The following is a 19,032-nucleotide window of genomic DNA, read 5'->3' as shown; positions in this document are numbered from 1 at the left end:
TGCACACCCGCAACGGAGAGTGACAGGCAGCTGCTTCGGTGTACGAGGGACGAGAGGGCCGCGAGGTACCCCGGGCGTGCCGTTCCCCGTACGCGAAGGTGTACGCGAAGGCCTGCGCGACGTGTACGGGCCCTTGTGTGCGGCGGGCAGAGCCCGGTCCCTCCGTACTCCGGCCGGACCCGCCCCGCCACCGGGAGGCGGTGCGGGCGGCGCGGCGGCTTGTCACGGCGGCGGCGCCGGGATGGTCTGGCCAAGTCCGCAAGCCGCGGTCACTCCCGCACGCTCACCCCAGGAGCCCCGCATGCGTGTGCGCGCCGTCCTCGCCGCCGTCCTGCTGCCCCTCGGCGCGGCCGTGCCCGCTGTGGCCGCCCCGGCCCCGGACCGGGGAATCCTCCTGACCGTCTCCGGCAGCGAGAACACCTGGATCCGTGGGCTCGTCCTGCACTGCCCGCCCGGTTCCGAGGACCGGCACCCCGACGCGGCCGGCGCCTGCGCGGCCCTCGACGAGGCGGAAGGCGACTTCGACGCCCTCGCCGGTGGTCCGCATCCGTGCACCCACGAGCACGACCCCGTGACCGTCACCGCCCGGGGTGAGGCCGTCGACTGGAAGCACACGTTCCCCAGCGCGTGCGCGATGGACGCGGCCACCGGCCCGGTGTTCCGCTTCTGAGTCCGCCGGGTGAGGCCTGGACCCGGCCGGGCCAGGCCTCACCCGGCTCAGGTCTCGCGGGTGGCCACCATTCCGATCGTTATCAGCCCCAGCACCACCCAGCCGAACCAGAGCCAGCCGTTGCTTCCCAGCGCCACCGTGTAGCCGGTCACCGTCACCAGCGCCCCTACGGTGAGCACTCCCATGGTCTTCGTGGATCCGGACATGCGCGCACGCTCCTCGTCGGCCGCGCGGCCGTGACTGCCATCGTCACCCCGAACGCGTGTCCACCGCTACTGTCCGCGCGCCTGCAACGAGGCGAGATACGCGTTGTACGCGTGAAGCTCCTGGTCTCCGTCGCGGTCCGCGGCCCGGTCCGAGCGCTTCGCGGTCCGCTGATCCGAGCGGTACCACTGGAAAACCAGGGCGAGCAGCACCAGCACCGACGGGATCTCGCTGAACGCCCAGGCGATCCCGCCCGCCGCGTTCTGGTCGGACAGGGCGTCGATGCCGAGGGACGCCGACGGGTTCTTGTACACCTCGACCATGGGCTGGGAGGCCATCATGAGCGCGATGCCGAAGAACGCGTGGAACGGCATCCCGGCGAACAGCTCCAGCATCCGCATCAGATAACCCGGGCGGTGCGGCCCCGGATCGATGCCCATGATCGGCCAGAAGAAGACCAGGCCGACCCCGAGGAAGTGCAGCATCATCACGAGGTGCCCGGCCGTCGAGCCCATCAGGTAGTCGAAGAGCGGGGTGAAGTACAGGCCGTACAGGCTGGCGATGAAGAGCGGGATCGTGAACACCGGATGCGTGATGATCTTCATGTACCGGCTGTGCAGCAGCATCAGCAGCAGCTCGCGCGGCCCCTTCCGGCCACGCGCCGCGACCGGCAGCGCACGCAGCGCGAGCGTCACGGGTGCGCCCAGCAACAGCAGGATCGGTGACAGCATGCTGATCACCATGTGCTGCACCATGTGCACGCTGAACATGACCATGCCGTAGTCGTTGAGCTTGGTGCACATCACCAGGGCGATGCTCAGCACACCGATGACGAAGAAGACGATCCGGTTGACCGGCCACGCGTCCCCACGCCTGCGCAGCCGCAGCACCGCGTATCCGTACAGGATCACGGCGAGCACGCAGCCGATCAGGAAGATCGGGTCCGCGGAGAACTGGAGCCCGCGTCCCAGCGTGAACGGCGGCAGATCCATGTTCATGCCGTGCCCGCTGTGATCCATCTGTTCACTCCTGATGGGGTCGCCGGGACGTCCCCGTTTCGTGCCGGTTGTCCCGACCAGAGTAGAACTGCCCCCGGCCGCGGTTGCGGCCGGGGGCAGTCCTCAGGTGGTGGTGTCGTTCAGAGCACGCACTCGGCCTCGGCGTACCGCTCGGCCGGGACCGTCTTCAGGGTCTCCACCGCGTCCGCGAGCGGGACCATGGTGATGTCGGTGCCGCGCAGCGCCGTCATCATGCCGAACTCGCCGCGGTGCGCCGCCTCCACCGCGTGCCAGCCGAAGCGGGTCGCCAGGACCCGGTCGTACGCGGTCGGCGTCCCGCCGCGCTGCACATGGCCGAGGATCACCGGGCGGGCCTCCTTGCCGAGGCGCTGCTCCAGCTCGATGGAGAGCTGGGTGGCCACGCCCGCGAAGCGCTCGTGGCCGTAGACGTCCTTGACGCCCGACTCGAACTCCATGGAGCCCGCGCGCGGCTTCGCGCCCTCGGCGACCACGACGATCGCGAACTTCTTGCCGGCCGAGAAGCGCCGGCCGACCAGCTCGGTCAGCTCGTCGATGTCGAAGGGCCGCTCGGGGACGACGATGGCGTGCGCGCCGGCCGCCATGCCCGAGTGCAGGGCGATCCAGCCGGTGTGGCGGCCCATGACCTCGACGATCATGACCCGCTGGTGGGACTCGGCGGTGGTCTTCAGCCGGTCGAGGGCCTCGGTGGCCACGCCCACGGCGGTGTCGAAGCCGAACGTCACGTCGGTGGAGGCGATGTCGTTGTCGATGGTCTTCGGTACGCCGACGATCGGCAGCCCCGCCTCGGACAGCAGGCTGGCCGCCTTGAGGGTGCCCTCGCCGCCGATCGGGATGATCGCGTCGAGGCCGAGGTCGGCCACGTGCCCCTTGGCCTGTTCCACGCCACCGCGCAGGTGTGCGGGCTGGACCCGGGAGGAGCCGAGGATCGTGCCGCCACGGGCGAGGATGCCACCGACCGCGTCGATGTCGAGCTTGCGGTAGTCGCACTCCAGGAGGCCCCGCCACCCGTCGTGGAAGCCGATGACCTCGTCACCGTGGTCGACCACCGCACGGTGGACGACGGAACGGATGACCGCATTGAGGCCGGGGCAGTCGCCACCGGAGGTGAGCACACCAATTCGCATTGCCCGGGAAACCTTTGCAACGTGGGCCGACGACCGGACCACGTCGTCCGGCTGGAATCCCGCCACCCTACCGGCGCAGGGTGGCGGGACCGAACCGGGCGTCCGCCTGCTGGACTCCGCTCAGCTGAGCGAATTTCGCCTCATCAGGCGGGCTGTGTCGCCGACGCGATCCGCTCGGCGCGCAGCGCCTCGTACCAGCGGTCGTCGGTCGGCGGCAGCGCGTTCACATCGAGCGCCAGCTTCAGCAGCAGGTCGGCGATCAGCGGGTTCCGCGCCATCACGGGCCCGTGCATGTACGTACCGAAGACGGTGTCGTTGTACGCGCCCTCCGTGCCGTCGCCGGTGCCGTTGCCCCGGCCGAACTGCACCCGGGCGAACGGGCGTGCCGTCGGCCCGAGATGGGTGACGCCCTGGTGGTTCTCGAAACCGGTCAGCGGCGGCAGCCCGAGGTGCGGGTCGATGTCCCCGAGCACGTCGCCGACGCAGCGGTCGCCCTCGCCGCGGGTGGAGACCACGTCGAGCAGTCCGAGGCCCTGCTCGCGCTCGCCCAGGTCGTTGACGAACTCGTGGCCGAGGATCTGGTAGCCGGCGCAGACCGAGAAGATGATCGCGCCGTTGGACGCCGCCCTGCTCAGACCGCCGTCGCGGCGCAGCCGCTCCGCGGCGAGCCGCTGCGGACGGTCCTCACCGCCGCCGATCAGATAGATGTCGCCCGACGTGGGAACCGGCTGGTCGCTGCGGACGTCGACGCGCGACACGTCGAGACCGCGCTGGCGGGCCCGGCGCTCCACCACCAGGGCGTTGCCCTGGTCGCCGTAGGTGCTCAGCAGGTCCGGGTAGACCCACACCAGCCGCAGGCTGTTGTTGCTCATGCTTCGTCCTCTCCGGAGGGGCCCGGGGCCGGGGTCAGTTGCCGACACGACGGCGCAGATCCTGGAAGGCGGTGTAGTTGGCGATGACCTCGATACGGCCGGGAGGTGCCTGCTGCACGGCCTCGTCGAGGTTCTCGCAGACCCGGAAGTCGAGACCGGCCACTTCGAGCCGGACCGCGAGGTCCAGCTTGCGGTCGCCGAGCACGAAGATCGGGTGACCCGCGAGCTGGGTGTAGTCGACGTCCCACAGCCAGGAGGTGTCCGTGCCGTCGGCGCCGCGGGCGTTGACGGAGAGGATCACCGGGGTGGGCGGCGGGTCGATCAGCGAGAAGGTCTCCAGCCAGCCCGCCGGGTTCTTCGCCAGCAGGAGCCGCAGCTCACGGTTGAGGAAGGTGACCACGTCGTAGCGGCCGGCGACGGCCTGCACGTGGTACATCCGCTCCAGGGCGACCTGGGGCGGTACTCCGAAGACGGCCGCCACGGCGGCCGAACTGGTGGCGTTGGCCTTGTTGGCACGGCCGGGCAGCTGGAGGTGGATCGGCCAGGCCGAACCGTGCGGGTCCAGCACGTAGTCACCGTGCAGCACCCAGCTGGGGGGCGGGCGGCGGAAACCGCACTCGCCGCAGAACCAGTCGTCGCCGGGGCGCTGCATCACACCGCCGCAGGACGGGCAGGACCAGGCGTCGTCCTTCCACGCCTGGCCGGCCGCGACCCACACCACGTTGGGGGAGGAGGACGCGGCCCAGACGATCAGCGGGTCGTCGGCGTTGGCGATGATCACGGCCTTCGAGCCGGACAGCCCCTCGCGCCACTTCTCGGCGAGCATCCGGGTCTCCGCGGCCCGGTCCAGCTGGTCGCGGGAGAGGTTGAGCAGCGCGATCACCTTGGGCGTCGTGTCGCGGGCGACCCCGGCGAGGTACTTCTCGTCCACCTCGATCACGCCGTACTGCGCGTCCGAGCCGCCGGCCAGGGCCGAGGTGATGCCCGCGGGCATGTTGGCGCCGAGCGCGTTCGACACGACCGGGCCGGCGGCCCGCAGTGCCTCGGCGATCAGCCGGGTCGTGGTCGTCTTGCCGTTCGTCGCCGACACCAGGATCACGTCCAGGTGCTGTGCCAGCCTGCCGAGCAGGTCGGGGTCGAGCTTGAGCGCCACCCGGCCGCCGATCACCGATCCGCTGCCCCGCCCGGCTGCCCGCGACACCGCCGCAGCGGCCTTGCCCGCCGTCACGGCCAGCTTGGCCCGCGGCGACAACGGCTCCGTGTTGCCTGCCATCGTCCTAGATCCTCCTTGCATCGGTCCGCGCCCAGCCTATCGATGTCCGGCGCGCCGGAGGCACGGCGGCACCGCTCGGGACGTGGAGTTCCGGTGGAATGTGGGGCGGGTGAAGTAACACCATGCCGAAAATCCCTCGGTCAAGGAGCTCAGGAGGGGCGTGGTTCCTCGCGGACGGGACCTCGGCCATGTCGCGGTGCCGGGGTCATGCCGGAGGGGCCGAGAGGCCTGACTGCCCGTCATGTCTCACTCCACACACCCGTTCCCTGCGGCGCGGGGTCCGCTCCGGGGCGCCGGTGGGGCTCGTCCGCCGCCCGCGGGGCGGGGAAATGTGCGGGGCGGCGACTCCGTGAGGCGGTCGGCGTGACCGAGGTCACCCCGGCTGCGGCGGCGGGCGACGGCGGTCCCGCTTGGGCGCAGCCGTCCCACGGGCGGTTGTCTGTTCGACGCTCCAGCGGACCGTACGATGTCCGCCATGCGAAACCGCCCGATCCCCGGCAGTTCCGGACGTGTCCGGGCCATGAGTCTGCTCGGCGACCCCGTGCTGCACGGCACCTGCGAACCGGTCACGGACTTCGGGCCCTCGCTCGCCCGGCTGGTCGAGGACATGTACGCCACGATGTACGCGGCGCAGGGCGTCGGGCTGGCGGCCAATCAGGTCGGCGTACCGCTGCGGGTGTTCGTCTACGACTGCCCCGACGACGAGGACGTCCGGCACCTGGGACACCTCGTCAACCCCACGCTCGTCGAGGCCGACGGCATCACCGTGCGGGGCCCGGAGGGCTGTCTCTCGCTGCCGGGCATCGAGGCCGGAACGCCCCGCTTCGACCACGCGGTCGTCGAGGGGGTCACGGTCGAGGGGGAGCCGGTCCGGGTCAGCGGCACCGGGTTCTTCGCCCGCTGCCTCCAGCACGAGTGCGACCACCTCGACGGCACCGTCTACACCGACCGGCTGACCGGGCTGCGTCGGACGCGCGCCCTGCGCGCGGCCCGCCGGGCGCCCTGGGGGCGTACCGGCTGACCGGGTGGCGGCGTCGGGGGCTCAGAACCCGGGGCCGCCGGGGCGGTCGCCCGCCGCGGACAGCCGGCCCCACAGCAGATCGGCCAGGCTGCTCACCAACTGGGCCCGTGTGCAGGGGCGTTCACCCAGCCACCAGTCGCCCGCGGCGTGCATCATGCCGACGATGCCGTGGCCCCATATCCGGGCCATGACCTGACTGTCCGGCCCGAGGTCCACCCGCTCGGCGATGACCGCGGCGAGCTCCTCCCCGAGTCGGCGCAGCAGCGGGGCCGAGTGGCGTCCCACGTCGAAGCCCTGCTCGGGCGAGGGCGCCGCGTCGTCGGACGGATGCATCAGGAACCGGTAGACCTGGGGGCGGGCCTCGATCGCGGCGAGGTAGGTGTCGAGTGTCGCCTCAACCCGGGCGCGGCGGTCGGCGGGGGCGTCGAGCGCCGCCCGCAGTGCGCTGAGCAGTGCGTCGGTGTGCCGCTTGGCCAGGGCGCGGTAGAGGCCGCCCTTGTCGCCGAAGTGCCGGTAGAGGATGGGCTTGGTGATCCCGGCCTCCGCCGCGATGGCGTTCATCGAGGCCCCCGGGCCGTCCCTGAGCACCACGCGGTCGGCGGCCTCGAGCAGCTCGCGGCGGCGGCGCCCGGCCGCGGTCCGCTGGCGCTCGGCCTGTCGTGTGGTCTCCATGCTGTTTCTCCCACCCCTGGCCGTGCTTGTCCGTCCTGCCTGCGCAACGTAACACCCTGCCCAGCGGTGCGCGGATCTGTGGCTGACCGGTTGACAGAGGCTACTTGCCGGTAACAGACTGTTGTTACCGCAAGTAACGAACAGTTTTTCACGGCAGTACGTGGAGGGGAATATGGCCGAGTTCACGCTCGAGCTCAACGACGACCAGAAGCAGGTCCGTGACTGGCTTCACGGCTTCGCCGCGGATGTGATCCGTCCGGCCGCTTCGGAGTGGGACGAGCGTGAGGAAACGCCCTGGCCCGTCATCCAGGAGGCGGCCAAGGTCGGCATCTACTCCCTGGACTTCTACGCCCAGCAGTTCTTCGACCCGACCGGCCTCGGCATCCCGGTGGCGATGGAGGAGCTGTTCTGGGGTGACGCGGGCATCGCCCTGTCGATCGTCGGCACGGGCCTGGCGGCCGTCGGTGTCCTCGCCAACGGCACCGAGGAGCAGATCGGCACCTGGATCCCGCAGATGTACGGCGACGCCAACGATGTGAAGGTCGCCGCCTTCTGCTCCTCCGAGCCCGACGCCGGCTCCGACGTCGCCTCGATGCGCACCCGCGCGGTGTACGACCAGGCCAAGGACGAGTGGGTGCTCAACGGCACCAAGACCTGGGCGACCAACGGCGGCATCGCCAACGTCCACGTCGTGGTCGCGGTCGTTGACGCGGAGCTCGGTTCGAAGGGGCATGCCTCCTTCATCGTGCCGCCGGACACGCCCGGGCTCTCCCAGGGCCAGAAGTTCAAGAAGCACGGCATCCGGGCCTCGCACACCGCGGAGGTCGTCCTGGAGGACGCACGCGTCCCGGGCCACTGCCTGCTCGGCGGCAAGGAGAAGCTCGACCAGCGCCTCGCACGGGCCCACGAGCGTGCCGCCTCCGGCGGTGGCGAGCGCGTGAAGAACGCCGCGATGGCCACGTTCGAGGCGTCCCGCCCGGCCGTCGGCGCGATGGCGGTCGGCACCGCCCGTGCCGCGTACGAGGTCGCACTCGACTACGCGAAGACCCGGACCCAGTTCGGCCGCCCGATCATCGACAACCAGGGCATCGCCTTCCAGCTCGCCGACATGCGCACCCGGATCGACGCGGCCCGGCTGCTGGTCTGGCGCGCGTCCTGGATGGCGGCCGCCGGCAAGCCGTTCGAGTCCGCGGAGGGCTCCATGTCCAAGCTGTACGCGAGCGAGACCGCCAAGGAGGTCACCGCGCAGGCCGTCCAGATCCTCGGTGGCAACGGCTTCACCCGTGAGTACCCGGTGGAGCGGATGCACCGGGACGCCGCGATCTACACGATCTTCGAGGGGACGAGCGAGATCCAGCGCCTGGTGATCGCCCGCACGCTGTCCGGGATGCCCATCCGCTGACACCCGGTCCCGGCCCGCACGCCCCGGCCCCCGCTCCTGCCGCACCGGCAGGAGCGGGGGCCGGGGCGCTGTCGTGGCAGATGCTGTGCACCTGCCATCCCCTGTAGATTCCCGGTGAAGATCGTGCCCGGTTGATGGAGGGGACCCACCCATGCTGAAGTTCACCGCGGGACGTGTCGTGGCCGCTGCCGTCGCCGCGTTCGGGCTCGTCGTCGCGGCACAGGGCACGGCGTCCGCCGCGCCGAAGACGATCGAGGCGACCTTCGGCGGATACGGCGGATGGAACCCCGACCCCTACAGCGGCATCCCCGGCGACGCGATCCGCGCCTGCGACACGACCGCGGACGGCTGGGGCATAGAGGTCAAGCTCGACATCGGCCGCGACGGGACCTGGGACCGGACCGTGAGCACGCGCGGTCACAACTCCCCCTACTGCAGCCCGTGGAAGAGCGGCAACATCAAGGAAGGCACGCCCGTGAGCATTCAGGTGGCCAACGTGGACGGCGGGGTCACCTACCCCAAGGGCTCGCTCCTGCTCAGCCACGCCTGAGCGCCGTCGGGCGACCGGCGACGGTCCGGTCGCGGGTCACCCGACAGCTTCCGCTCAGCCGGGGAGCTGGGCCTCGATCGCGGCCACGAGCTCCGGGGACTCCGGCTCGGTGGCGGGACGGAGCCGGGCGACGGGCTCGCCCGCCGGGGAGACCAGGAACTTCTCGAAGTTCCACTTGACGTCACCGGCTTCGCCGTCCGCGTCCGCGAGCTGGGTCAGTTCCGCGTAGAGCGGGTGCCGGCCCGCACCGTTGACGTCCGTCTTCTCCAGCAGCGGGAAACTCACCCCGTACGTCGCCGAGCAGAACGCCTGGATCTCCTCCGAACTCCCGGGCTCCTGGCCGGCGAACTGGTTGCACGGCACGCCGAGCACGGTGAACCCCCGGTCGCCGTAAGTCTTCTGGAGCCGCTCCAGGCCGGCGTACTGCGGGGTCAGTCCGCACTTGGAGGCAACGTTCACCAGCAGGACGGCCTGGCCCCGGTAGGCGCCCAGGGTGGTCGGCTCGCCGGTCAGGGTGTGGAGCGGGATGTCGTACAGCGTCATGAGGGTCTCCTCGTAAGTGGCTTGCACAACCATTCTTACGCCCACAGGTCCCTACTTATGCCCACAGGTTCATCGGGACGAAGCCGATCGCACGGCCGTCCGGATCCAGTAGCCTGCCCATCAGCTTGACCGCGCGCAGCGCGACCGCCCGGTCGGCGATCCGCAGATGGGGGAGGGCCGCGGCCAGACGCACCTCCAGATCCTGGGCATCCACCAGCGACGACACCCAGACCGTCGCGATCAGATTCTGTGGACCGGCCAGGCCGAGGCACTGCCGGATCTCCGGAAGCTTCGCCAACTCCCTTGCCGTGGAGTCCAGGTGCTCCGGCGAGACAGTACCGAAGAAGGTCACGGCGACCGGTGAGCCGGACAGCGAACGCGCCAGGTCGCAGCGCAGCACCAGCCGGCCCGATTCGAGCAGCCGGTTCAGCCGGCGGCTCGCGGTGTTCACCGAGACGTCCAGGGTCTCCGCGAGTTCGCTCAGTGACATCCGCCCGTTCTCGCCGATCGCCGTGACCAGTTCCGCGTATTCGGGCGACTGCTGGGAGCTGCCCAGTGCCGATCGCCGGGACGCGGCCAGCGTCTCCTGCTGGGAGCGGTTCAGGCTCGTCAGCCGCCAGACGCTTCCCTCCGTGTAACTGCGGGTGACCAGATGGGCCCGGGTCGCCGTGATGCCGGGGATCGTGCCGAGCCGGTCCACGATGTAGCGCGAGAGCGCGCCGAAGCCGGTGGCCATGGCCGTGATCAGCAGGTCGCGGCCGCCCGCCGCGTGCTCCACGGTCACCGCGTGCGGGTCCGCCGACAGCAGCTCGGCCACCGCGCCCGCCTGTCCCGGCGCGCAGTCGATCTCGATCAGCGCACCGGCCCCCGAGCCACCGAACGGATAGGCGGTCACCCAGGCGTGGCCCGCCGTCCGCAGCCGCTCCCAGCGCCGGGCGACGGTCGCGGCGTCGATGTCGAGGGCCTTCGCCAGCTCGGTCCAGGGTGCGCGGGGACTGATCTGCAGCGCGTTGACCAGGGCCAGATCGAGCTCACTGAGCGAGGGCAGGTTTTCGGTCATCTGAGATCCGCATCGGGAAGCATTATGGGAAAAAAATGCATTGGATCGTGATTTATGACAGGGATAAGCAATTCAGGGTCACCTGATGATCGGAGATTAGCATCGCCCTACCTCATCAGATCCAGCCAGTTTCCCGCCCCGGAGGCGCCCCGTGGAGCAGCCTTTCGCCACCCTCACCAGGGCGCCGACTGCGTCAAGATCGCCGCGACCGGAGGTGTGTGGAGCCCCACCGACCAGCCCGACGACGACGGATTCCTGGAGGACGAGATCCGCACGATCACGGAGATCGCCGCCGGGCACCGGGGCAAGAAGGTCGCCGCCCACGCCCAGGGCAGGGGCGGCATCCTCAACGCCGTACGGGGCGGGGTCGCCAGCATCGAGCACGGCTACGAGATCGACGACGAGGCCATCGACCTGATGCTGGAGCGCGGCACGTTCCTCGTACCGACGCTCACCACCGCCCACACCGACCCGGACCCGGAGAGGGCGGCGCCCTGGGCGTACGCGAAGAAGAAGCACTGGCAGGAGGTCGCCCGCAAGCACATCCCGCACGCCATCGAGCGCGGGGTGCGGGTCGCCATGGGCACCGACTGCGGCATCGCCGAGCACGGCACCAACCTGCGCGAGCTGGGCCACCTCGTCGACTGCGGCATGACCCCGATGGGCGCGCTGCGCGCCGGAACGGCGGAGGCCGCCGAGCTCCTCGGTATCGCCCACGAGACCGGCACCCTGGAGCCCGGCAAGCGCGCCGATGTCGTCATAGCCCGCGGCAACCCGCTCGACGGCATCCGCGCCCTCGGTGATCCCGCGAACGTCCTCGTGGTGATGAAGGACGGCGTCGTCCGCAAGGACCTCGACGGACTCGCCGCCTGAGTCCGCGCCGGCTCAGGCGGAGCCGACCGCCTTGTAGTACAACGTGGTCGGCTTGAGGACCCCCGCAGGATCGCCGGCGTACTCCGGAATGGAGCCGCACTCGGTCCAGCCCGCGGAGCGGTACAGCCGCTCCGCGGGGCTGCCGCTCTCGGTGTCCAGGACGAGCAGCGTGACGCCGTCCTCGGCCGCCGAGCGCTCGACCGCGTCCAGCAGCGACCGGCCCAGGCCCCGGCCCTGCGCCGACGGACGGACCATCAGCTTGGCGACCTCCGCGCGATGGCGGGCGTTCGGCAGCGGCGCCCGGACCAGAGCGATGGTCCCGGCGATCCGCTCACCGTCCCGGGCGATCCAGATCTGATGGTGGCCGGCCGCCACGGACGCGGCGCGCTCCCGCCACCAGCAGGCGGCCGCGCCCCGGTCCATCGGCGCGAGGAACCCCACGGAGGCTCCCGCGTCCACGGTCTCCACCAGGAGTGCGGCCAGCTCATCGGCGTACGTGACCAGTTCGGGTCCGGACACCGGGACGATCTCGGTCATGCGACAGGTCCTTTCACGGCAGAACGATCATCAGTGCGTAACGGACCCTCGCCGGGCCCGGACAGTGGAAACGCGAAGGGCCGCGGAGCCGGAACCGCAGGCAGTCGCCGGTGCTGACGGTGTGCACGATGTCGTCCACGGTGATCTCGACCGTTCCCTCCAGGACCCAGATGTGCTGCTCCAGACCGGGGACGGGCGGATTCTCGTACGCGATCGAGGCGCCAGCGTCGAGCACCCCCTCGACGACCTCCGCGCGCAGTCCGGCATGAGGCGGCGAGACCGAACGGCGCACGAAGCCGGACTCCTCGTCCCGCCACACCGGCTGGCGCCCGGCGGGGACCAGCCGCGGTGGCTCCGCCTCCACCTCCAGCAGCAGCCGCGACATGGTCCGCCCGTGCACGGTGCACAGCCGGCCGAGCAGGGCGGCGGTCGGGCTCAGCTCGCCGCGCTCCAGCCGCGAGAGCGTCGAGCGGCTCACCCCCGTACGGTGCGCCAGCTCCTCCAGCGACCAGCCGCGCTCCGCGCGGAGTTCGCCCAGCCGTTCCGCGAGCCTGGCATCGACGCTGCCCGGTTCGGCGTTCCCCATCTCTCTCACAGAAGAGATGATATCTCTGTTCCGAGATAATCCGGTGCGCAGTCCTGTCCGCCGACCTGCCGTGCTGCCGTTCCGGTGCTGTCGTGCGAGGCTGGGTCCCGGGGGAGGTCCGGCCGGGCCAGTGGGGCCCCGCCGGGTGGTTCTGCTACCCGAGGAGGCCGATATGGCCGGCACCGGAAGCCAACCGCGAGCGGCACACAGCACCGCCGCGGAACCACGACACCCCTTTCTGGCGGGCTGGACCGTCTTCGCCGCGGTTCTGATGATCTTCGGCGGGATCATGGCGATCTTCCAGGGGATCTCCGGCATCGCCAAGGACGACGTCTTCGTCGCCACCCGCAACTACGTGTTCGAGTTCAACCTGGCCAGCTGGGGCTGGATCCACCTCGTCCTGGGCATCGTCATCGTCCTCGCCGGCCTCGCGCTGTTCACCGGCGCCGTATGGGCGCGCGCCGTCGGCGTCGTCCTGGCCGGGCTCGGGGCGCTCGCCAACTTCATGTGGCTGCCCCACTATCCGCTGTGGTCCATCGTGCTCATCGCCATCGACGTCTTCATCATCTGGGCGCTCTGCGCGGGACCCCGGAGGGCGGAGGACTTCTGACAGTGCGGCAGGGCGCCCTCGGGGCGCTGCGAGCCGACCGCGAGTCGCCGCACGAGCGCCGGGATCCTGAGAGGATCGGGGGGTGGAGTCCTTCGAAGCGCTGACCGCGACCGACGCCGAACCGCTGCCCGGTACCACCGCGGCCACCGGCCGCCGCCAGGTGCGCTGCCGGCTGTGCGGGCGCCCGCTGACCGGTACGGCCTCGCGCCGCACCGGTCTCGGCCCCGCCTGCGACGCCAAACTGCACCCGGCGCCGCCCGACATCCGCACCCGCCGGCGCGTGGCCGAGCAGGACCCGCTGCCCGGGACCTGAGCCGTCAGGCGCGCTCCGGCGCCCGAGCCGTCAGGAAGGCTGCTCGCCCAGCCGCCGGAACAGCCCCTCCTGCACCACGGACACCAGCAGATTCCCGGCACGGTCGTAGATCCGGCCGCGCGCCAGACCGCGCCCGCCCGTCGCCACCGGCGACTCCTGGTCGTACAGGAACCACTCGTCGGCCCGGAACGGACGGTGAAACCACATCGCGTGGTCCAGCGATGCCATATCGAAGCCCCGCGGCCCCCACAGCGGCTCCACCGGGATCCGTACCGCGTCCAGCAGCGTCATGTCGCTCGCGTACGTCAGCGCACAGGTGTGGATGAGCGGGTCGTCGCCCAGCGGGCCGACCGCTCGCATCCAGACCGCGCTGCGCGGGTCCGCGTCCCTGATCTCCTCCTGCGTCCAGCGCAGCCGGTCGACGTAGCGGATGTCGAACGGCTGGCGCCGCGCCATCCGCTCCAGCGCCTCGGGAAGCGCGCCGAGATGGTCGCGGACCTCCTCCGCGACCGTCGGCAGCTCCTCCGGGTCCGGGACCACGCGCGCCGGCGGCAGCTGGTGCTCGATGCCCGCCGGCTCGGGCCGGTGGAAGGACGCCGTCAGGTTGAAGATGGTGCGCCCCTGCTGCACGGCCGTCACCCGGCGGGTGGTGAAGGACCTGCCGTCCCTGATCCGCTCGACGTCGTAGACGATCGGCACCCCGGGACGGCCCGGACGCAGGAAGTAGGCGTGCAGCGAATGGACCGGCCGGTCCCCGTCGGTGGTGCGGCCGGCCGCCACCAGTGCCTGCCCGGCCACCTGCCCGCCGAAGACCCGCTGCAGGGACTCCTGCGGGCTGCGGCCGCGGAAGATGTTGACCTCGATCCGCTCCAGGTCGAGCAGGTCGACCAGGCGCTCGGCGGGGTTCGTCATGCTGTTCGTCTCCACTCTCGCGGCGGCGCCGTCGGTACGGACGCCCTCACAACTGGCCCACGGAGGTGACGCGGACCACCGCGCGGCCCTCCTCGTCGGACGCGGCGAGATCGACCTCGGCACTGATGCCCCAGTCGTGGTCGCCGTTCGGGTCGGCGAACGTCTGCCGGACCCGCCACAGACCGTGCTCGGCGTCCTCGTCGATCTTCAGCAGCTTCGGCCCGCGGGCGTCCGGACCGGTGCCCAGCTCCTCGTACTCGTCCCAGTACGCGTCCATCGCCTCGCCCCACGCGTCCTCGTCCCAGCCCGAGCCGCCATCCAGCTCACCGAGGTCGCGGACCCGGTCCAGCGCGGCCAGCTCGACCCGGCGGAACATCGCGTTGCGGACGAGCACCCGGAAGGCGCGGGCGTTGGCCGTGACCGGCTTGACCTCGTCGGCCCGCTCCTGCGCCTGCTCGGCCGTCTCCACCTCGGGATTGGCGAGCTGCTCCCACTCGTCGAGCAGACTGGAGTCGACCTGGCGGACCATCTCGCCGAGCCAGGCGATGAGGTCCTCCAGGTCCTCGGACTTGATGTCGTCCGGGATGGTGTGCTCCAGCGCCTTGTAGGCGCCCGCGAGGTACCGCAGCACGATGCCCTCGGTCCGGGCCAGCTCGTAGTTCGAGGTGAACTCGGTGAAGGTCATGGCGCGTTCGTACATGTCGCGGACCACCGTCTTGGGCGACACCGGGTGGTCACCCACCCACGGGTGGCTCTGGCGGTAGACGTCGTACGCGTGCCACAGCAGCTCGCTCAGCGGCTTCGGGTACGTGACGTCCTGCAGGAGCTCCATCCGCTCCTCGTACTCGATGCCGTCGGCCTTCATCTGCCCGACCGCCTCACCGCGCGCCTTGTTCTGCTGGGCGGCGAGGATCTGACGCGGGTCGTCGAGCGTCGACTCCACCACCGAGACCATGTCCAGCGCGTACGAGGGCGAGTCGGCGTCCAGCAGCTCGAACGCGGCGAGCGCGAACGTGGACAGCGGCTGGTTCAGCGCGAAGTTCTGCTGGAGGTCGACGGTGAGCCGCACGATGCGGCCCTCCGCGTCCGGGGTGTCGAGCCGCTCCACCACGCCGCCGTCCAGCAGCGAGCGGTAGATGGCGATGGCCTGGCGGATGTGGCGCAGCTGCGCCCGGCGCGGCTCGTGGTTGTCCTCCAGCAGGTGCCGCATCGCCTCGAAGGCGTTGCCGGGACGTGCGATGACGGACAGCAGCATGGTGTGCGTGACCCGGAAACGGGAGGTCAGCGGCTCCGGATCGGACTGGATCAGCTTGTCGAACGTGCTCTCCGACCAGGACACGAAGCCCTCGGGCGCCTTCTTGCGGACGACCTTGCGCTTCTTCTTCGGGTCGTCGCCTGCCTTCTTGACCGCCTTCTCGTTCTCGACGACGTGCTCGGGGGCCTGGGCGACGACGAAGCCCGCCGTGTCGAAGCCCGCCCGCCCGGCCCGGCCCGCGATCTGGTGGAACTCACGGGCGCGCAGCGTACGCACCCGGGTGCCGTCGTACTTGGTGAGCGCGGTGAACAGCACCGTGCGGATGGGGACGTTGACGCCGACGCCGAGCGTGTCCGTACCGCAGATCACCTTCAGCAGACCCGCCTGCGCGAGCTTCTCCACGAGCCGGCGGTACTTCGGCAGCATGCCCGCGTGGTGCACCCCGATGCCGTGCCGCACATAACGGGAGAGGTTCTGGCCGAACTTGGTGGTGAAGCGGAAGTTGCCGATGAGATCGGCGATCTTCTCCTTCTCCTCCTTGGTGCACATGTTGATGCTCATCAGCGACTGCGCCCGCTCGACGGCCGACGCCTGCGTGAAGTGCACGATGTAGACGGGCGACTGCCGGGTGTCCAGGAGCTCGGTGATGGTCTCGGTGATCGGCGTCAGCCGGTACTCGTAGCTGAGCGGGACCGGACGCGTCGCCGAGCGCACCACGGAGGTGGGCCGGCCGGTGCGGCGGGTCAGGTCCTCCTCGAACATCCTGACGTCGCCGAGGGTGGCCGACATCAGGATGAACTGGGCCTGCGGCAGCTCCAGGATCGGGATCTGCCAGGCCCAGCCGCGGTCCTGCTCCGCGTAGAAGTGGAACTCGTCCATCACGACCTGGCCGATGTCCGCGTACTTCCCGTCACGCAGCGCGATGGAGGCCAGCACCTCGGCGGTGCAGCAGATCACCGGGGCGTCGGCGTTGACCGAGGCGTCGCCGGTGAGCATGCCGACGTTCTCCGTGCCGAACATCTTGCACAGGTCGAAGAACTTCTCCGAGACCAGCGCCTTGATCGGCGCGGTGTAGAAGGTGACCTTGTCCTGGGCCAGAGCCGTGAAGTGCGCACCGGCCGCGACCAGGCTCTTTCCGGAGCCGGTGGGGGTGGAAAGGATCACGTTGGCCCCGGAGACCACCTCGATCAGCGCCTCTTCCTGAGCGGGATAGAGGGTGATGCCCTGCGTCTCGGTCCATGACGAGAATGCCTCGAAGAGGGCGTCGGGGTCGTCGGTCGGGGGCAGCTGATCGATTAGGGTCACGCCCCCATCTTGCCTGCCTTCCGCCCGGATGAGGGAACCGGAGGATCGCACGAAGATCACGGACGATACGCTGCCCTCTCAACTCGGCCGCACCGCAACGGCGGTGGCCCGAGCCCGGACGCGGCAACACCTGTCAACTTTTTGTCAATAACTGGTCAATACCTACGGGGGCGGAAACAGTCATGATGGGACCGGCACACTCTCTGTCAGGGGCGGCGGCCTGGCTGGGGGTGGGCGCGGCTGCGGCAGCCGCGGGCCACGCCATGCCGTGGCCCGTCCTGGTCGTCGGCGCGCTGATCACCGCGGGCGCCGCGCTGGCACCGGATCTCGACCACAAGTCGGCGACGATCTCGCGCGCCTTCGGGCCGATCTCCCGAGGCCTCTGCGAGATAGTCGACACGCTCTCGCACGCCGTCTACAAGGCCACCAAGATGCGGGGCGACTCGAACCGCAGCGGCGGCCACCGGACCCTGACCCACACCTGGCTGTGGGCGGTCCTGATCGGTGCCGGGGCCTCCGCCGCGGCGATCACCGGCGGCCGGTGGGCGGTGCTGGGCATCCTCTTCGTCCACCTGGTGCTGGCCGTCGAGGGGCTGCTGTGGCGGGCCGCCCGGGTGTCCAGTGACGTCCTGGTGTGGCTGCTCGGCGCGACCAGCGCGTGGATCCTCGCGGGCGTCCTGGACAAGCCGGGCAACGGTTCGGACTGGCTCTTCGACGCCCCCGGTCAGGAGTACCTCTGGCTCGGGCTGCCGATCGTGCTGGGCGCTCTCGTCCACGACATCGGCGACGCGCTGACCGTCTCCGGCTGCCCGATCCTCTGGCCGATCCCGGTGGGCCGCAAGCGCTGGTACCCCATCGGCCCGCCGAAGGCGATGCGCTTCCGGGCCGGCAGCTGGGTGGAGATCAAGGTGCTGATGCCGGTGTTCATGGTGCTCGGGGGAGTGGGCGGCGCGGCCGCGATGAACCTCATCTGACGCGCCCGGCACCCGCTCCTACCCGGGTGCCGGATGCACCAGGCGGCCGTGGGAGATCAGCGAGGCGGCCTGCTTGAGGCGGCGGACCCGGATGCTGACCCCGTAGGAGTCGACGCCGGGCACAGCCGCGAGGCGGGTGGTCAGGTAGCGGTAGAAGTCCTCGCCGTCGCGGCAGGTGACGATGGCCATCACGTTGTGGTCGCCGCTGGTGGCGCCGGCGAACGCGACCTCCTCGTGCCGGGCGATCTCGTGCCCGGCACGTTCCAGGTGGGCGGGGGCGACGCGCAGCCGGAGCGTCGCGTTGAGGTGGTAGCCGAGGCGTTCGGGCAGCAGGTCGATGTCGTACGAGAGCGTGCCGGACGACTCCAGGGCCTCCAGGCGGCGGGCGACGCGGCCCTTGGACCAGCCGGTGAGCCCGGCGAGCTGCGTGTGCGAGGTACGGCCGTCCTCGGCGAGGGCGTCCAGGAGCGGGACATCCTCGGCGGTCGGCGGGACGAGCGGCCCGGCCGGGGCGGGGGACGGGCCGCCGGTCAGCCGCTGTTCCTGTTCCGGGGTGAGATGTCCGCCGTAGCCGGTCCACCCCGGCGCGCCGGGGGTGTCGAAGGGGTGAATGAGCAGATCGATGCTCATGTCGAGCACGGCGGCGGACCTGGGCAGCTGCTGGAGCAGCATGTCCTCCCGCTGGGCGGCGAGCGGTGAACGGATGACGCAGATGATCTCCGAGCCGCCGGAGGCGATGCTCGCGTAGGCGATGTCGGGGCGCCGGGTGAGTGCGTCGGCGAGCGGGCCGACCCGGTCGGGACGGCAGCGGATGCGCGCGACCCACTGCGCCTCCCCGTGCACAGCGGGATCGACCAGGCCCACCACGCGCATCACACCGCTGCGGCGCAGCGCGTGATAGCGGCGGGCCGCGGTCTGCTCCGACACCCCGTTCACTTCGCCGATGAGCCGGAACGGGGCGCGCGGCGCGCACTGGAGCGTGCGGAGGATGTGCATGTCCAGGGCGTCGATCACGGTGGAAGTGTGCCATGGGGTGCGAGTCCGCAGAGGTTTCCGATCAATTGAAGCAGCCGCTTCGTTGATTCCGCCCGGTGTCACGGATGCTGGCGTGCGGGTCCGTCCGACGAAGGCCCGACATTCCCCGGCCCCGTCTCCCACCTGCGGATCGGCGCTCGGGGCCGTACGGGACACCGACGCGGCCGGGAACCGGCGCTCGGAGCGGACGGAACCCCCGCT

Annotated in this window: 21 protein-coding genes; 8 read left to right on the top strand and 13 right to left on the bottom strand. The window is 70.8% G+C overall.

Annotated elements, in window-relative coordinates:
- Nucleotides 1–301: 301 nt before the first annotated feature.
- Complete coding sequence (locus ACIQM0_RS10270) at nt 302–670, top strand: SSI family serine proteinase inhibitor (protein ID WP_401285461.1); 369 nt, start codon at nt 302–304, stop codon at nt 668–670.
- A gap of 47 nt (nt 671–717) precedes the next feature.
- Here ACIQM0_RS10270 and ACIQM0_RS10265 read toward each other — a convergent pair whose 3' ends face one another.
- The 5 genes from ACIQM0_RS10265 to ACIQM0_RS10245 all read right to left on the bottom strand — a co-directional run bounded on the left by ACIQM0_RS10265 (nt 718) and on the right by ACIQM0_RS10245 (nt 5,183).
- Nucleotides 718–876, bottom strand: coding sequence for a hypothetical protein (locus ACIQM0_RS10265; RefSeq protein ID WP_037778359.1), 159 nt, complete (start codon nt 874–876; stop codon nt 718–720).
- 66 nt (nt 877–942) lie between these two features.
- Nucleotides 943–1,893, bottom strand: coding sequence for a cytochrome c oxidase assembly protein (locus tag ACIQM0_RS10260; protein WP_363023743.1), 951 nt, complete (start codon nt 1,891–1,893; stop codon nt 943–945).
- Nucleotides 1,894–2,012: 119 nt separating this feature from the next.
- Nucleotides 2,013–3,038: a 6-phosphofructokinase gene (locus ACIQM0_RS10255; protein ID WP_401285458.1), complete on the bottom strand. Its 1,026-nt coding sequence runs from the start codon at nt 3,036–3,038 to the stop codon at nt 2,013–2,015.
- 143 nt (nt 3,039–3,181) lie between these two features.
- The gene (locus tag ACIQM0_RS10250; RefSeq protein ID WP_363023745.1) at nt 3,182–3,910 is read right to left on the bottom strand and encodes a glutamine amidotransferase; all 729 of its coding nucleotides are present in this window, start codon (nt 3,908–3,910) and stop codon (nt 3,182–3,184) included.
- 34 nt (nt 3,911–3,944) lie between these two features.
- Nucleotides 3,945–5,183, bottom strand: a complete 1,239-nt coding sequence (locus ACIQM0_RS10245; RefSeq protein ID WP_073736190.1) for a MurT ligase domain-containing protein — start codon at nt 5,181–5,183, stop codon at nt 3,945–3,947.
- Between the two features lie 466 nt (nt 5,184–5,649).
- Between ACIQM0_RS10245 and def the strand changes: the two genes are divergently transcribed.
- Nucleotides 5,650–6,204 carry a peptide deformylase gene (def, locus tag ACIQM0_RS10240; RefSeq protein WP_401285455.1) on the top strand — a complete coding sequence of 185 codons (555 nt, stop codon included), beginning with the start codon at nt 5,650–5,652 and terminating at the stop codon, nt 6,202–6,204.
- A 21-nt stretch (nt 6,205–6,225) separates the two neighbouring features.
- Here def and ACIQM0_RS10235 read toward each other — a convergent pair whose 3' ends face one another.
- On the bottom strand, nt 6,226–6,876 hold the full coding sequence (locus ACIQM0_RS10235) for a TetR family transcriptional regulator (RefSeq protein ID WP_363023749.1): 651 nt from the start codon (nt 6,874–6,876) through the stop codon (nt 6,226–6,228).
- A 172-nt stretch (nt 6,877–7,048) separates the two neighbouring features.
- On the opposite strand from ACIQM0_RS10235, the gene ACIQM0_RS10230 reads away from it, so the two are divergent.
- Together ACIQM0_RS10230 and ACIQM0_RS10225 are read left to right on the top strand one after the other, a co-directional pair.
- Nucleotides 7,049–8,278 (top strand): acyl-CoA dehydrogenase family protein, encoded by a 1,230-nt coding sequence (locus ACIQM0_RS10230; RefSeq protein ID WP_401285452.1) that lies wholly within the window; start codon nt 7,049–7,051, stop codon nt 8,276–8,278.
- Between the two features lie 151 nt (nt 8,279–8,429).
- Nucleotides 8,430–8,828 (top strand): hypothetical protein, encoded by a 399-nt coding sequence (locus tag ACIQM0_RS10225; protein WP_401285450.1) that lies wholly within the window; start codon nt 8,430–8,432, stop codon nt 8,826–8,828.
- A 54-nt stretch (nt 8,829–8,882) separates the two neighbouring features.
- Here the strand turns inward: ACIQM0_RS10225 and ACIQM0_RS10220 are convergent, their stop codons facing one another.
- Nucleotides 8,883–9,371: a glutathione peroxidase gene (locus ACIQM0_RS10220; RefSeq protein ID WP_363023754.1), complete on the bottom strand. Its 489-nt coding sequence runs from the start codon at nt 9,369–9,371 to the stop codon at nt 8,883–8,885.
- Nucleotides 9,372–9,426: 55 nt separating this feature from the next.
- Complete coding sequence (locus ACIQM0_RS10215; protein WP_401285448.1) at nt 9,427–10,431, bottom strand: Lrp/AsnC family transcriptional regulator; 1,005 nt, start codon at nt 10,429–10,431, stop codon at nt 9,427–9,429.
- Between the two features lie 54 nt (nt 10,432–10,485).
- On the opposite strand from ACIQM0_RS10215, the gene ACIQM0_RS10210 reads away from it, so the two are divergent.
- Nucleotides 10,486–11,304 (top strand): amidohydrolase family protein, encoded by an 819-nt coding sequence (locus tag ACIQM0_RS10210; RefSeq protein ID WP_401285446.1) that lies wholly within the window; start codon nt 10,486–10,488, stop codon nt 11,302–11,304.
- Between the two features lie 12 nt (nt 11,305–11,316).
- Here ACIQM0_RS10210 and ACIQM0_RS10205 read toward each other — a convergent pair whose 3' ends face one another.
- Both ACIQM0_RS10205 and ACIQM0_RS10200 read right to left on the bottom strand, forming a co-directional pair.
- On the bottom strand, nt 11,317–11,841 hold the full coding sequence (locus tag ACIQM0_RS10205; RefSeq protein WP_401285444.1) for a GNAT family N-acetyltransferase: 525 nt from the start codon (nt 11,839–11,841) through the stop codon (nt 11,317–11,319).
- A 13-nt stretch (nt 11,842–11,854) separates the two neighbouring features.
- Nucleotides 11,855–12,427: a helix-turn-helix domain-containing protein gene (locus ACIQM0_RS10200; protein WP_401285801.1), complete on the bottom strand. Its 573-nt coding sequence runs from the start codon at nt 12,425–12,427 to the stop codon at nt 11,855–11,857.
- 172 nt (nt 12,428–12,599) lie between these two features.
- On the opposite strand from ACIQM0_RS10200, the gene ACIQM0_RS10195 reads away from it, so the two are divergent.
- Complete coding sequence (locus ACIQM0_RS10195) at nt 12,600–13,037, top strand: hypothetical protein (RefSeq protein ID WP_401285442.1); 438 nt, start codon at nt 12,600–12,602, stop codon at nt 13,035–13,037.
- 100 nt (nt 13,038–13,137) lie between these two features.
- Nucleotides 13,138–13,350 carry a DUF6011 domain-containing protein gene (locus tag ACIQM0_RS10190; protein WP_363023815.1) on the top strand — a complete coding sequence of 71 codons (213 nt, stop codon included), beginning with the start codon at nt 13,138–13,140 and terminating at the stop codon, nt 13,348–13,350.
- 30 nt (nt 13,351–13,380) lie between these two features.
- Here ACIQM0_RS10190 and ACIQM0_RS10185 read toward each other — a convergent pair whose 3' ends face one another.
- Nucleotides 13,381–14,262 (bottom strand): acyl-CoA thioesterase, encoded by an 882-nt coding sequence (locus ACIQM0_RS10185; protein WP_385038762.1) that lies wholly within the window; start codon nt 14,260–14,262, stop codon nt 13,381–13,383.
- 46 nt (nt 14,263–14,308) lie between these two features.
- Nucleotides 14,309–16,822 carry a DEAD/DEAH box helicase gene (locus ACIQM0_RS10180; protein ID WP_401285440.1) on the bottom strand — a complete coding sequence of 838 codons (2,514 nt, stop codon included), beginning with the start codon at nt 16,820–16,822 and terminating at the stop codon, nt 14,309–14,311.
- A gap of 182 nt (nt 16,823–17,004) precedes the next feature.
- Between ACIQM0_RS10180 and ACIQM0_RS10175 the strand changes: the two genes are divergently transcribed.
- The gene (locus ACIQM0_RS10175) at nt 17,005–17,796 is read left to right on the top strand and encodes a metal-dependent hydrolase (protein ID WP_401285438.1); all 792 of its coding nucleotides are present in this window, start codon (nt 17,005–17,007) and stop codon (nt 17,794–17,796) included.
- 18 nt (nt 17,797–17,814) lie between these two features.
- Here the strand turns inward: ACIQM0_RS10175 and ACIQM0_RS10170 are convergent, their stop codons facing one another.
- A complete protein-coding gene (locus tag ACIQM0_RS10170; RefSeq protein WP_401285436.1) occupies nt 17,815–18,810 on the bottom strand; it encodes an Lrp/AsnC family transcriptional regulator in 996 nt (331 codons plus the stop codon).
- Between the last annotated feature and the right edge of the window lie 222 nt (nt 18,811–19,032).

Origin of the sequence: Streptomyces sp. NPDC091387, from assembly GCF_044756945.1 — a bacterium.
In the GTDB taxonomy this organism is placed as follows: Bacteria; Actinomycetota; Actinomycetes; order Streptomycetales; family Streptomycetaceae; genus Streptomyces.
The sequence above is the reverse complement of the archived record's forward strand: the minus strand, read 5'-3'. Positions and strand labels throughout refer to the sequence as shown.

Bases quoted from the DNA above. Each gene is read 5' to 3' on its own strand.
- ACIQM0_RS10225 (WP_401285450.1), top strand. From the start codon at position 8,430: ATGCTGAAGTTCACCGCGGGACGTGTCGTGGCCGCTGCCGTCGCCGCG.
- ACIQM0_RS10185 (WP_385038762.1), bottom strand. From the start codon at position 14,262: ATGACGAACCCCGCCGAGCGCCTGGTCGACCTGCTCGACCTGGAGCGG.
- ACIQM0_RS10230 (WP_401285452.1), top strand. From the start codon at position 7,049: ATGGCCGAGTTCACGCTCGAGCTCAACGACGACCAGAAGCAGGTCCGT.
- ACIQM0_RS10220 (WP_363023754.1), bottom strand. From the start codon at position 9,371: ATGACGCTGTACGACATCCCGCTCCACACCCTGACCGGCGAGCCGACC.
- ACIQM0_RS10205 (WP_401285444.1), bottom strand. From the start codon at position 11,841: ATGACCGAGATCGTCCCGGTGTCCGGACCCGAACTGGTCACGTACGCC.
- ACIQM0_RS10175 (WP_401285438.1), top strand. From the start codon at position 17,005: ATGATGGGACCGGCACACTCTCTGTCAGGGGCGGCGGCCTGGCTGGGG.
- ACIQM0_RS10200 (WP_401285801.1), bottom strand. From the start codon at position 12,427: ATGGGGAACGCCGAACCGGGCAGCGTCGATGCCAGGCTCGCGGAACGG.
- def (WP_401285455.1), top strand. From the start codon at position 5,650: ATGTCCGCCATGCGAAACCGCCCGATCCCCGGCAGTTCCGGACGTGTC.
- ACIQM0_RS10250 (WP_363023745.1), bottom strand. From the start codon at position 3,910: ATGAGCAACAACAGCCTGCGGCTGGTGTGGGTCTACCCGGACCTGCTG.
- ACIQM0_RS10210 (WP_401285446.1), top strand. From the start codon at position 10,486: ATGACAGGGATAAGCAATTCAGGGTCACCTGATGATCGGAGATTAGCA.
- ACIQM0_RS10270 (WP_401285461.1), top strand. From the start codon at position 302: ATGCGTGTGCGCGCCGTCCTCGCCGCCGTCCTGCTGCCCCTCGGCGCG.
- ACIQM0_RS10235 (WP_363023749.1), bottom strand. From the start codon at position 6,876: ATGGAGACCACACGACAGGCCGAGCGCCAGCGGACCGCGGCCGGGCGC.
- ACIQM0_RS10215 (WP_401285448.1), bottom strand. From the start codon at position 10,431: ATGACCGAAAACCTGCCCTCGCTCAGTGAGCTCGATCTGGCCCTGGTC.
- ACIQM0_RS10195 (WP_401285442.1), top strand. From the start codon at position 12,600: ATGGCCGGCACCGGAAGCCAACCGCGAGCGGCACACAGCACCGCCGCG.
- ACIQM0_RS10265 (WP_037778359.1), bottom strand. From the start codon at position 876: ATGTCCGGATCCACGAAGACCATGGGAGTGCTCACCGTAGGGGCGCTG.
- ACIQM0_RS10255 (WP_401285458.1), bottom strand. From the start codon at position 3,038: ATGCGAATTGGTGTGCTCACCTCCGGTGGCGACTGCCCCGGCCTCAAT.
- ACIQM0_RS10245 (WP_073736190.1), bottom strand. From the start codon at position 5,183: ATGGCAGGCAACACGGAGCCGTTGTCGCCGCGGGCCAAGCTGGCCGTG.
- ACIQM0_RS10260 (WP_363023743.1), bottom strand. From the start codon at position 1,893: ATGGATCACAGCGGGCACGGCATGAACATGGATCTGCCGCCGTTCACG.